This window comes from Steroidobacter sp. (genome assembly GCF_036406195.1).
Taxonomy (GTDB): Bacteria; Pseudomonadota; Gammaproteobacteria; order Steroidobacterales; family Steroidobacteraceae; genus Steroidobacter.
The window spans coordinates 29,106-41,962 of record NZ_DASWVW010000059.1 but is presented as its reverse complement, the minus strand read 5'-3'; the positions used below and the strand labels follow the sequence as shown (position 1 = coordinate 41,962).

The window sequence follows — 12,857 nt, the reverse complement described above, 5'->3', positions numbered from 1 at the left end:
GAGGACACCATGGACGCACTGCTACGTGAGCTTCGAGAAGGTCCTGACGGTATCGCCGAGTACTACGATACCGAGATCACCGCCAAGGAACTGACCCTCGGCAGCGCTGCCGATCGCAATATCCAATTGCTCGGCCGAGGCATCGCCGCTCAACACGCGGTGATTCGCCAGGTCGGCTCGCAGCTGATGCTCGAATGCAAGCGCGGCGAGCTGGTGCGGCTCAACGGCAGGAAGCGTGCGGTCGCCAAGTTGAAGGTAGGCGACCTCATCGAGCTGGCCGGCCACAAGCTGCGCATCGCGCAGCCGCCGCCGGGTTTCAGCGTCGCCATCGAGCTGCAAACCAACGATCTGGTCGACGCCAGCGCCTTCGAAAGCGCATTCCGCACCGACCTGGCGCAGACCTGGCTCGGCAAGCGCACCATGGCCTGGACCGGCATCGTGCTGGTCATGCTGTTCGGCCTGGCGCTGCCCATGATCGTGATGAAAGTGCATCGCGCCGGCACCGACACCGCGGCCTGGATTCCGGGTGACAAGTTCTGGAACACCGGACCCCTGCACCAGGTGCATCAGCAGGCGATCGGCGATCGCTGCGATACCTGTCACCAGAAATTGTTCCAACGCGTACAGGACGCCGCCTGCCAGGAGTGTCACAGCACCACGCACGATCACATCATACCGGCTCGACTGGCACTCACCGAGCTGGGCCCGACGCCGCGCTGCGCGACCTGTCATCGCGAACACAACGAGCCGCAGACCTTCCTGGTCAACCGCAGCGATAGCGCGTGTGTCGATTGTCATGGCGATCCCGAGGACGGCTTCGGTCAGATCCAGCTCGATCGTGTGCTGGGCTTCGGGCTGGAGCGGCATCCCGAGTTCAAGCCGCATCTGCTCACGTCCACCACGGTGCCGGCCGGCTCGGGCTTCTCCTATGAATGGAAGACGCTGGTGGCCGAGCTGGACCGGGCTGCCGAGCAGTCGAACCTGAAGTTCTCCCACCAGCAGCATCTCGATCCCGATCGAGTGCTGCGTCGTGGCGACAGCCGGCCGATGAACTGCGGCGATTGCCATCGTCTCGAGTCGGACGGCGAGCATTTCACGCCCATCAAGATGGAAGATCAGTGCGCGCAGTGTCACGAGCTGACTTTCGATCCCACGGCGCCCGATCGTCAGTTGCCGCACGGGAAACCGCGCGAGGTCGTGCTCACGTTGCAGGATTACTTCACGCGCAAGTTCTCCGACCCGAATGCCGGCCGCTTGGCACCGCGCGATCGTCGTCGTCTGCCGGGGCGTGAACAGGAAGAGGAAACGTGCGTAGGCGAGCCGTTCGATTGCGCCATGCGCAGTGCCCGCAAGGAAATCGAAAGCCAGTTCACGCGGCGCGGTTGCGTCGGCTGTCACGGCGTGATCGATACGAAGGTCGCGAACGTGTTCGATCGGTTCCAGGTCATCCCGATCCGTTTTGCGCGCGACTACTTCCCGGCCAACCGCTTCGATCATCGCAGCCACCGCATCCAGGGCAAGCTGACCGGCGATGACGCGTGCCTGTCGTGTCATGCTGCCAGAAAATCCGAGGACAGCAGTGATCTGATGATACCCGGCATTGCGAAGTGCACGGAGTGTCATGGCGATAGAGCCGCTGCCGAGCGAGTAACCGTGCAATGCGTGAGCTGCCACGAATATCACCCGCGAGAATTGGACCGCGAAACCGAAAGGGAGCCTGGGGGCGAACTCGCTGGATCATGAGACAGAATCTGGAAAACCTTGGCGCACGCACTCGCACGCAGCTTGGCGCGTGGCGCATGTTGTTATTGCCGTTCTCGGCAATGGTGCTCGCGGCCTGCTCAGGGGGTTCGTCGGTGACGCCGACGACCGGTACTGATACAAGTAATCCGTCGTGCAATGGCAGCTGTCAGAACACGGCATCGAATCTCACCGTCGCCGATGTGCAACGAGTGATCGCGCAAGGCGTGGCAGAAGCGCAAGGACGCGGCACGAATGCAACATTCGCGGTGGTGGACCGAGTCGGCAACGTGCTCGCCGTGTATCGCATGGGCGACCCGACGACGCGGACGGTGACTATAACGACGTCGCCGCTGGGCGACGCGCCAGTGACCGGCGGACTCGAAGGAATCACGTTGCCGGTGCAGGCCGCCGTGGTGAACATCGATCAAGCAGCGGCGATTGCCAAAGCAGTGACCGGTGCCTACCTGTCTTCAGAAGGCAACGCGTTCTCCACTCGCGTCGCCAGCCAGATCGTGCAGGAGAATTTCAATCCAGGCGAGATGCTGCAACCGGCGGGCCCGCTGTTCGGTGTGCAGTTCAGCTCGCTGGCGTGCTCCGACCTGGTTCGTCAGTTCAACAATGTCGGGCCCAGTGTCGGGCCGCAGCGCACGCCGCTGGGCCTGTCGGCCGATCCGGGCGGCTTCCCGCTGTACAAGAACGGCACGGTGATCGGTGGTGTCGGCGTACTGGCCGACGGGTTCTACAGCATCGACAAGAGCATCATGGATCGCGACGTCGATATCGACGAAGCCATCGCGCTCGCGGCTACGTTCGGCTTCAGCGCGCCGGTGGATAGGCGCGCCGATCGCATCACCGTCGACGGCAAGGTGTTGCGCTTCACCGATGTCGAGTTCTCCGACCTCACGACCAATCCGCAAACGGCGCCGTCCTTCGATACCCTGAGCCCCACGGTGGGCATGCTCATCGCGGTGCCGGGCTACACGGATGGCGTGATTCGCGACGGCACGGCGTTCGGCCAGCCGGGCTCGGGCATTCGTCCCGACGGCGATCAGAATTTCCCGGGCCGGGATGCGTTCGTGCTGGTCGATGAAACCAACACGCTGCGTTATCCCCCCAGGAACGGCACCGATGCGGCGGTGGTCGGTCCGGCAGTGCTCACCGAAACGGAAGTGCGCACGCTGCTGCAATCGGCGTTGGATGTGGCGAACCGCGCGCGCGCACAAATTCGCAGGCCGGCGGGTTCGCAGGCTCGCGTGACGATTTCGGTCGTCGACTCTCAAGGCGCGATTCTCGGCATCGCCCGGACGCGCGATGCGCCGTTGTTCGGCGTGGACGTTTCCTTGCAGAAGGCTAGAACTGCCGCTTTCATGTCGTCCAACTCGGCCGCGGCATTCATCGCGACCCTGCCCGATGCGAAATACCTCAGCACGACCGACGCGGCAGTGGGCATTGCGCAGGCCGTCCCGCTTGGTGGTTACGTCGATGCGTTCCGAACATTCATGGGCGATCCCAATGCACTCGCCGATGGCCGGATCGCCTTCACCGATCGTTCTTTCGGCAATCTTTCACGCCCGTTCTTTCCGGACGGCATCAACACCGAGAGCCAGGGACCGATGAGCAAGCCGCGCGGCCAGTGGAGCCCGTTTTCCACCGGCCTGCAGCTCGACCTGTCCATCAATGCAATCCTGCAGCATGTGCTGTTCGTTGCCGGCGCATCGCCGGTCGATGTCGCACCCGGCTGTGCGGGAGTGAATCTCAACAACGACCTGAGTGCTCAGCAGACGATCACCGGTTCGCGCCTCGCCAATGGCATGCAGATCTTCCCCGGCAGTGTGCCTATCTATCGAGGCGACACGCTGGTGGGCGGTGTCGGTGTTTCCGGTGATGGCGTCGATCAGGACGACATGGTGGCGTTCCTGGGCCTGCACAACGCCGGGCTGGCGCTCAATGGCGCAATCAATAATGCGGCGCCCGAGCGTCGCGCCGATACGCTCACGCCGATGGGCGTTCGGCTTCGTTACGTGCAATGTCCGCAAGCGCCGTTCATCGACAGCACGGACGACAATGTTTGTGGAGGAGGAAAGTGAGATGAGGAAGCGGTTGGCGGTTGGCGATTTGCGGTTGGATGGCATGTGCGAGCACGCCGCATCGCAGATGCTGCGCATGACTGATGCCCAAGCAGAAAGCAATGGCTTCTCTTCACCAACCACCAACCGCCAGCCACTGACCGCTTCGCTGCTGCTGATCAGCACCTTCGTCGTCACTGCGACCGCGTGGGCGCCCGAGGCCGACGCTCAGGAAGTCTGTTATCAGGACGATGTGGGCCGCATCGTCAAACGTCGCCGGCCGGGCTACACGGAAGTGCCGTGTCCGCAGGAAGGCGGTGTGCAACAACCGGCACCGATCAGCGGCGAGGGCGAAGGCATACCGCCGCAGCCTGCAGAGGCACTGGAAGTGCTGCCGCCGCTGCCGAGCCCTCAGAGGAGAACGGCGCCACCCGTGGAAGACACCGGCCGCGCGTTGCGCCGGCGGACCATCGAACGTACGCCGCCCGCGTCGGTTTCTCCCATTCCACGTCCCGGTCTCGCAGACTTCGTGGATTCGGTGCCCATCCCCGACCGTTGGCGCATCGTCGATGGCCTGGGCTATCAGGAACGTTGGTGGGACCCGTACAACCGCAACGTGCTCAAGGCCGACAAGCCGGTGGTGGGCGAGGATTGGTTTTTCAATCTGGGATTGATCTCGGACACTGTGTACGAGCTGCGTGAAGTGCCCACGCCGGTGGGCGCCATCTCCACGGATCAACCGGGCGGCATCGACGTGTTCGGCAGCTCCGATCAATGGACCATGGCCCAGACAGTGAGCGCGGAGTTCGTCTATTACAAGGGCAACACCGTCTTCAAGCCACCCGATTGGGAATTCCGTGTGACACCGGCGGTGTCGTACAACTACACCGAGCTGGAAGAAGTGCAGGGCGTGAATGCCGACCCGAGACGCGGAGTCACTCGCGACGATACGTTCGTGGGTTTGCAGGCCGCCTTCGTCGACCGGCACATCAGGAACGTTTCGGACAACTACGACTTCGATAGTATCCGCATCGGTATCCAGCCGTTCTCCTCGGACTTTCGCGGCTTCCTGTTCCAGGACAACCAGCTTGGCGTGCGTCTGTTCGGTACGCGCGGCAACAACAAGTGGCAGTACAACATCGCCTACTTCCGCCGTCTGGAGAAGGATATCAATAGCGGCCTGAACGATGTTGGCGAGACGCCGCGCAAGGACGATGTATTCGTCATGAATCTGTACCGGCAGGATTTTCCGGTGCTCGGCTTCACGTCGCAGGCGACGGTGCTCCACAACCGCAATCGCGAGGACGACATCAAGTTCAACGCCAACGGCTTCATCGAGCGGCCGTCGTCGCTGGGGCTGGAGAACCTGCGCGAGTACGACGTGACCTACATCGGCTACAACGGCGACGGTCACTTCGGCCGGTTGAATCTCACCACGTCGGTGTACTACGCCATCGGCGACGAGACGCCGAGCGTGTTCGTCAACCGGGAGGTGGACATCAGCGCGCTGTTCGCGGCGGCCGAGCTGTCGATGGACTTCGATTGGATACGGCCGCGCGTGTCGCTGCTCTATGCCAGTGGCGACGACGATCCGTTCGATGACGAGGCGAACGGCTTCGACGCCGTGTTCGAGAATCCGCAGTTCGCCGGCGCGGATACCAGCTATTTCATTCGCCAGGCAGTGCCGCTGATCGGCGGAGGCCGTGTCGCGCTGGCCACGCGCAACGGCGTGCTGAACAATCTGCGCTCGTCCAAGGAACAAGGGCAGTCCAACTTCACCAATCCGGGCGTGCTCATGGCCGGGCTCGGGGTCGACATGGATGTGCTGCCCACGCTGCGCGTCTCGCTCAATGCGAACAGCTTGTACTTCGATGACACGACCGTGCTCGAGGTGGCGCGCAACCAGGGCCCGATCGACAAGCACATCGGCTATGACGTGTCGGCCTCGCTCATCTACCGGCCGATGATGACGCAGAACATCGTGGTGCGCGCTTCGTACGCGACGTTGATCGCAGGCGACGGCTTCGACGCCTTGTTCCCGAACGAGGACCCGGGCTACTTCCTGCTCAACGCGATCTTCGCCTACTGAGTTTCCAGTCGAGATCATGCCAAAGATGCCAATGACCAAGCTCGGTGAGATCGCGCGGTTCGCGGCCAGGGAACTGGCCGCGGTACTGTTCGTGCTGCTCACATTCAACGGCGTCGCCAACGCCGGTCTGTTCCATGAGGAGCGCAAGTACGTCACCGCGCCGCCGGCGCCTGAGAGCCAGAGCGACGAGCAGGTCCGCCAGAAGAGCGAGGGCTGCCTGACCTGTCACACGCAAACGGACCAGGCCACCATGCACACCAACCCGGCGGTGAAGCTGGGCTGCACCGACTGTCACGGTGGCGACGCGAGCATTCGCCTCGGGGGCGGCATCCCGCGCGGCGCCGATGCATATATGAAACAGCAGGAGCTCGCTCACGTTCTGCCGCGCTATCCGAAGGAGTGGAAATATCCCTCGAGCGCCAATCCAGAACGCACCTATACGCTGCTGAATCGTGAGAGCCCGGAGTTCATTCGCTTCATCAATCCGTCGGATTACCGCATCGTGCGCGAGTCCTGCGGTGCCTGTCACATGGAGGTCATCGAGGCATCGGTGCGCAGCATGCACAGCACCGGCGTGATGTTGTGGGGTGGCGCCGCGTACAACAACGGCATTCTCGATTTCAAACAGTACATCGTGGGCGAATCGTACGACCGCAACGGCAACGGCGTGCTGCTCAAGGGGCCGAAGATTCCGGATCATCTGATCGACAAGGCCGCGATCGCCGGCATTCTGCCGCAGCTCTATCCGCTGCCGTCGTGGGAAACGATCCGTCCCGGCGACATCTTCCGCGTGTTCGAGCGCGGCGGCCGCAACATCGTCAACCTGTTTCCCGAGACCGGCCTGCCCAACGCGCTGGGGCAGTTGCAGCGGATCGAGGAACCTGGCCGGCCGGATTTTCGTCAGTCCAATCGCGGGCCGGGCACCGGCGCGCGCATCGCTGTGCCGGTGATCAATATCACCAAGACTCGCCTCAACGATCCGTTCACGTGGTTCATCGGCACCAACGACCAGCCCGGAGACTTTCGCCATTCGGGTTGCGCTTCGTGCCACGTCGTCTATGCCAACGACCGCGACAAGCGCCACTCCAGCATCTATGCCAGGTTCGGCCACGAGGGCCTGACGCGCACGGTCGATCCGACGATCAGCAAGACCGAGCCCGGTCATCCGCTGACCCATTCCTTTACGCGCTCGGTGCCGAGCAGCCAGTGCATGGTCTGTCACATGCACCAGCCCAACATGTTCATGAACACCTTTCTCGGCTACACGATGTGGGATTACGAGTCCGATGCTCCCTTCATGTGGCCGGAGAAGCAGCAGTACCCGGACAGTGAGCAGATTCGCAAGGTTCTGGATCGCAATCCGGAAGGTGCGGCCCCGCGCGGCAAATGGGCCGATGTGGAGTTCCTGAAGAAAGTGTCGGAGCTCAATCCGCAACTCAAGGACACGCAGTTTGCCGACTACCACGGCCACGGTTGGAATTTCCGTGCCATATTCAAACGTGATCGCAAAGGCAACCTGCTCGACGCCAACAACCGCATCGTGAGCGATGACGATCCGCAGAAGTTCAAGAAGGCGGTGCACATGTCGTCGATTCACGTCGACGTGGGCATGCAATGCGTCGACTGTCACTTCTCGCAGGACAATCACGGCAACGGCTATATCTATGGCGAGGTAGCCGCGGCTGTCGAAATCGACTGCAAGGACTGCCATGGCACGGCATTGCAGCTACCGAATCTCTATACGTCGGGACCCGCGGCCCTGGGCGGCGGTGTCGACATGACCACGCTGCGCACTCCGGATGGCCGGCGTCGCTTCGAGTGGGTCGGCGATGCGCTGTACCAACGCTCGATGATGGAGCCCGGCGTCGAGTGGCGCCTGAGCCTGGTGAAGCGCACCGTCGATCCGAACAGCGCCGAATACAACCCGAAGGCGGCGCGCGCCAAGCTCATGAGCAAGAACACCACATCGCTGGAATGGGGCAAGGGCGTGGCGTCGAACAACCTGGCGCATGCCGACGAGAACGTCGAATGCTATATGTGCCACACCTCGTGGACCACCAGCTGCGGCGGCTGCCACTTGCCCATCGAGGCGAATCACAAGACGGAACGTCATCACTACGAAGGTGGCGAGACACGCAACTATGCGACCTACAACCCACAGGTGGCGCGTGACGAGATGTTCCTGATCGGCCGTCGCGAGCCGGCCGCGGGCGGCAAGATTGCGCCGGTGCGGTCCAGCTCGGCGCTGGTGCTGTCATCGACCAACGCCAACCGCGAAAAGATCTATGTGCAGCAGCCGCCGATCGCGGCCAGCGGCTACAGCTCGCAGGCGTTCAACCCGCACTATCCGCACACCGAGCGCAAGACCGAGACCAAGACCTGCACCGACTGTCATTTGTCCAAGGAGAACGACAACAACGCCATCATGGCGCAGTTGCTGGTGCAGGGAACCAACTTCATCAACTTCGTGGGCTTCAAGGCTTACGTCGGCGGAGAGGGGCAGATCAATGCCGTCACGGTGACCGAGTGGGACGAGCCGCAGGCAGTGATTGGCAGTTACTTGCATCGTTACGCTTATCCGGACTGGTATGCGGCGCACGAGAAGAACGGCCGCGAGCTGCGCGACGGCTACAGTCACGGCGCGGGCGAGGTGCGTTGTTTGCAGCTGCGGGGCGAATATCTGTACGTAGCCGAGGGTCGTGGCGGCTTCCGTGTGTACGACGTGGCGAGCCAGGGCAACAAAGGCGTGTCACAGCGCTTGATCACGGCGCCCTTCAGTCCGCTCGGTCATGACACGCGGGTCGGCACCAAGGACGCCACTTGCATGGCGCTGCCGACCAACCAGCCTATCCATCCGCCGCGAAACACCGGCGAGAAGATGCGCGTCGCGAACCTGGAGCAGCCGTTCCATCCGCTCTATAACTACGCGTACATCACGGATTCCAAGGAAGGCTTGATTCTGGTCGACGTGAACACGATGGCAGACGGCGAGCCACGCAACAACTTCCTGAAGCGCGCGCTGACCTGGAATCCGGGCGGCGTGCTCAACGGCGCACGCCACATCACAGTGGGCGGCTACTATCTCTACATCACGACGGCGAAGGGCCTCGCCATCGTCAGCGTCGACGATCCACTGAAGCCGGTCATGGTGGCGGAAGTGCCGCTGCAGAATGCCCACTCGAGCGCGCTGCAATTCCGCTATCTGTTCGTGACCGATGCCGAGGGCCTGAAGGTCATCGACGTGACCGATCCGAAGGCGCCGCGGCTGGTGCCCAACAACACCATTCGCCTGAAGAACGCCCAGCGCGTGTTCGTGGCTAGAACGTATGCATATGTCGCCGCAGGCAGCGACGGTGTGGTGATCGTCGATGTCGAACGGCCGGAGCGAATGTTCGAATATCAACGCTTCACTGCGGGCGGCAAGCTCGTGGATTCGCGTGACGTGATTGTTGCATCCACCAACGCCACGCTATTCATGTATGTGGCGGACGGCAAGGGCGGCCTGAAGGTAGTGCAGCTCACGTCGCCGGCATCGCAACCGAAGTTCTATGGCTTCAGTCCCGAGCCCAAGCCGGAGCTGATCGCAATGTATGAAACCAGCAAGCCCGCGCTGAGCCTGTCCAAGGGCCTGGAGCGCGACCGCGGCGTGGACGAGACGGGCAATCAGGTCGCCGTGTTCGGCCGGCGCGGCTCGCGGCCGCTCAACCTGCAGGAGATGCGCAAGCTGTTCCTGGATGACAATGGGCAACCTTGGTATGTCACCGACCAACTACAACAGCAGATGACGCAAAAATAGCGGAGTAGACATATGGGGTGGAGGCGGAGTGCCTTCTATATAACAAATGCGCTGTGGATGGTCGCGGCGCTACTAGGCGTGAGCGTGCGCGCGCTCGCCATCGAGCCCGGTATTGCCGACTACAAGCACATGGGAGTGGCCAGCTGTTCCACCAGTGTCTGCCATGGCAAGCTCGCGCCACAAACGGACAAGGACGTAGCGTTGAACGAGTATCGGATCTGGCAGCAGGAGGACCGGCACGCGCAGGCATATCGGACGCTGGAGCTGGCTGAATCCAAGCGCATAGCGGCCAATCTAGGCTTGCCCAATGCAACCGCGGCCAAGATCTGTCTCGACTGCCATGCTGACAATGTGCCCGCGGACAAGCGCGGCCCGAAGTTTCAGATCAGCGATGGTGTCGGTTGCGAAGGCTGTCACGGCGGCTCGGAGAAGTGGCTGGAGAGTCACGCCGCCGAAAGCGCCACACACAAGGACAATGTGGCGCGTGGCATGTATCCCACCGAGCAGCCGCTGAAACGGGTTCAGGTCTGTCTCGGTTGTCACCTCGGCACCAAGGATCAGTTTGCCACGCACGCCATCATGGGCGCGGGCCATCCGCGATTGAGCTTCGAGCTGGAAGCCTACACCACCAATCAGCCGGCGCACTTCATCGTCGATGCCGACTACGCCGAGCGCAAGGGCAAGATCGGCGGCATGAATTTGTGGGTCACCGGTCAGCTGGAAACCACACGCCGCTACCTGTCGCTGCTGCAAACAAACATGTTCCATGCCGGCAGCATGTTTCCGGAGCTGGCGTTCTACGACTGCCACAGCTGCCACCATCCCATGGACAAGATCCGTTGGAATTCCGCGCGCGCCGGCGCCGGCATCAAGCCGGGAACCGTGCGTTTGCAGACCCAGAATCTCATCGTCCTGCAGGCCCTCACCGATACCTTCGATCCGAGCGCGACCGCGGAGCTCGCGAACCTGACCAACATGCTGATTCGCGCCGGGCAACGTGACCGTGCCGCGGTGAACGAGGCAGCCAAGGCGTTGCTGAACCACCTGGCATCCTTCGACGGCCTCGCTCGTAGACAATATTCGAACGCCGATGTAATTAAGATGCGCAAGACGCTGGCGCGTTACGCGGCCACCGACAAGGCCGGCGACTACGCGGCCGCCGAGCAGATCGTGCTTGGACTGGAAAGCTTGAGTTATACGATCGGCGATCGCGCCAGCAAGAAGGCCGCGCTGGACTCGCTGTACAACGCCGTCAAGAACGATACGACATTCAGCCCGCAACAATTCGCCAACGCCGCGGCCAACGCGCAGCGGTCTTTCTGAACGAGCTCCCAACGTGCCCTTCAGAACCGCCTACAAACGATTCGCCGGTCGCACTCATCCCGGCCGCCGCGGCGGCACCAATGAGGACGTCATAGGTTGGGACGAGGCGAGCAATTTCTGGTTCGTCGCCGACGGTATGGGCGGGCATGCCAGCGGCGATGTCGCCAGCCGCGTGGTGAAAGAAACATTGCTGGGCGAAGCATTGGCATTGCCCCTGGTCGAAGCTCTGCGCAAGGCGCACGAGTCGGTGGCGGCAACGGCCAAGACCAACAGCGCCTACGACAACATGGGTGCGACGGTGGTGGCGACGCGAATCGCCGAGCGTCAGGCCGAGATCGCCTGGGTCGGCGACAGCCGCGCCTATCTGTGGCGGGACGGCTCGTTGAGCGCGCTGACCCGCGATCATTCCTTTCTGGAAGTGCTGCGGACCCAGGAGAATCTTTCCGAGGAACAGTTGCGGACGCATCCGAATCGCAACCTGGTCACCAAGACCCTGGGCATTGGTACGCCGGAGCCGTCGGTGGCCAGACTGCCGCTGCAGCGCCGGGACTGGCTGATCCTGTGCAGCGATGGACTGAATGACGAATTGGAAGATCGCGAAATCGCCGATGTGTTGCGCTCGCAGCGGCAGCCCGAAGGCGCGACCGAGGCCCTGATCGATGCGGCGCTGGCCAAGGGCGGGCGCGACAATGTCAGCGCCGTGGTGGTGGAATATGACGGCCCCGACGCGGTGAGCTTTTCTAGCGCGATGTCGCAGAAACTCAAGCCCCTGCTACCTATGATGGTCTCGGTTTTGGGAGGGGTGGCGGCAGCTACGGGTGTGGCGGTTCTTTGGTGGTGGTTCTATGGTCGCTGAGTCCAACGCTTTCCTGGTCAAGGTCGGCAACAGCCGCGAGATTCCGTTGAAGGCCGACACCGTGTTGGGCCGGCAGGCGGATTGCGACGTATTGCTGACCGAGGGGCACACCTCGCGCAAGCACGCGAGGCTGTTGCTGGCGGACGGCACTTATTGGTTGGAGGACCTGGGTTCGTCCAACGGAACCTTCGTCAACGGCTCTCGCATCTCCGGCCGCGCGCGCTTGGCCTCGGGCGACCGGCTGCGTTTCGATGTCGAAGAGTACGACTTCCGCATTCCTGCACTGCCGGCGGCGCCGTCGGCGCCCCCGGCGGGAGACGACCTCAAGACTGTCTATCGCGCACCGGAGTCGGCAGCCGTCGTCGCCGAGAGCAGCGGCGTCTTCAAACGGCCGGGTGCCTGGGCAGATCCCGATGCGCTGGGCGATGCGGGCGCCAACAAGACCAAGTTCATCGACCCGGCGCAGATGAAACAAATGGCCAACGCGGCGCCGGCGCCGCTGCCCATGCCCGGCGCGGTGGAGGGGCCGCATCTACAGGTCGTGTCCGGTAGCCGCGCGGGTTTGAATATCCGGTTGGCCGTGGGCGACTCCGGCAATGCGGAGTGGACCATCGGCAGCCAGGCGGACCGCGAAGTGCAGTTCAGCGACAGCGGCGTGTCGGCGCTGCACGCCAAGATCGTCAATGAAGGCGAGCGCTGGAAGGTGCTCGACCAGATGTCGGCCAACGGCACGTTCGTCAATGGCAAGCGCGCCAATGTGAGTTACCTGGCTTCGGGGGATCGCGTGCGGTTCGGGCCGGTGGAATGCGTGTTCCACACCGACGGCAATAGCTCCCGGGCCATCACGGCTTCGCAGCGTTTCGTCGAAATCGGGACGGGCGAAGAAGAGTCCAAGGGCCGCAGCCTGGTGGTGGCAACGATCGCCTTCCTCGCCACCATCGCGGTGTTGTTCGTGGTCTATAAATTCCTGCTGTCGAAGTAGCG

Annotated in this window: 7 protein-coding genes; all 7 read left to right on the top strand. The window is 62.7% G+C overall.

Going from position 1 to position 12,857, the window contains the following annotated elements; genetic code table 11:
* Window positions 1-9: 9 nt before the first annotated feature.
* The 7 genes from VGE08_RS22660 to VGE08_RS22630 are packed head-to-tail and all read left to right on the top strand — an operon-like array spanning window position 10 to window position 12,855.
* Window positions 10-1,743 carry a hypothetical protein gene (locus VGE08_RS22660; protein ID WP_331070203.1) on the top strand — a complete coding sequence of 578 codons (1,734 nt, stop codon included), beginning with the start codon at window positions 10-12 and terminating at the stop codon, window positions 1,741-1,743.
* The gene (locus VGE08_RS22655; protein ID WP_331070202.1) at window positions 1,740-3,830 is read left to right on the top strand and encodes a GlcG/HbpS family heme-binding protein; all 2,091 of its coding nucleotides are present in this window, start codon (window positions 1,740-1,742) and stop codon (window positions 3,828-3,830) included. The genes VGE08_RS22660 and VGE08_RS22655 overlap by 4 nt, the downstream gene beginning before the upstream one ends.
* Before the next feature lies 1 nt (window position 3,831).
* The gene (locus tag VGE08_RS22650; RefSeq protein WP_331070201.1) at window positions 3,832-5,898 is read left to right on the top strand and encodes a hypothetical protein; all 2,067 of its coding nucleotides are present in this window, start codon (window positions 3,832-3,834) and stop codon (window positions 5,896-5,898) included.
* A gap of 25 nt (window positions 5,899-5,923) precedes the next feature.
* Complete coding sequence (locus VGE08_RS22645) at window positions 5,924-9,694, top strand: hypothetical protein (RefSeq protein ID WP_414717528.1); 3,771 nt, start codon at window positions 5,924-5,926, stop codon at window positions 9,692-9,694.
* A gap of 12 nt (window positions 9,695-9,706) precedes the next feature.
* Window positions 9,707-11,017, top strand: coding sequence for a multiheme c-type cytochrome (locus VGE08_RS22640; RefSeq protein WP_331070199.1), 1,311 nt, complete (start codon window positions 9,707-9,709; stop codon window positions 11,015-11,017).
* Between the two features lie 13 nt (window positions 11,018-11,030).
* The gene (locus VGE08_RS22635) at window positions 11,031-11,873 is read left to right on the top strand and encodes a PP2C family protein-serine/threonine phosphatase (protein ID WP_331070198.1); all 843 of its coding nucleotides are present in this window, start codon (window positions 11,031-11,033) and stop codon (window positions 11,871-11,873) included.
* The gene (locus tag VGE08_RS22630) at window positions 11,863-12,855 is read left to right on the top strand and encodes an FHA domain-containing protein (protein ID WP_331070197.1); all 993 of its coding nucleotides are present in this window, start codon (window positions 11,863-11,865) and stop codon (window positions 12,853-12,855) included. Before VGE08_RS22635 ends, VGE08_RS22630 begins: the two co-directional genes overlap by 11 nt.
* The last annotated feature ends 2 nt before the right edge of the window (window positions 12,856-12,857 follow it).

Bases quoted from the DNA above. Each gene is read 5' to 3' on its own strand.
- VGE08_RS22655 (WP_331070202.1), top strand. From the start codon at position 1,740: ATGAGACAGAATCTGGAAAACCTTGGCGCACGCACTCGCACGCAGCTT.
- VGE08_RS22660 (WP_331070203.1), top strand. From the start codon at position 10: ATGGACGCACTGCTACGTGAGCTTCGAGAAGGTCCTGACGGTATCGCC.
- VGE08_RS22645 (WP_414717528.1), top strand. From the start codon at position 5,924: ATGCCAATGACCAAGCTCGGTGAGATCGCGCGGTTCGCGGCCAGGGAA.
- VGE08_RS22650 (WP_331070201.1), top strand. From the start codon at position 3,832: ATGAGGAAGCGGTTGGCGGTTGGCGATTTGCGGTTGGATGGCATGTGC.
- VGE08_RS22640 (WP_331070199.1), top strand. From the start codon at position 9,707: ATGGGGTGGAGGCGGAGTGCCTTCTATATAACAAATGCGCTGTGGATG.
- VGE08_RS22630 (WP_331070197.1), top strand. From the start codon at position 11,863: ATGGTCGCTGAGTCCAACGCTTTCCTGGTCAAGGTCGGCAACAGCCGC.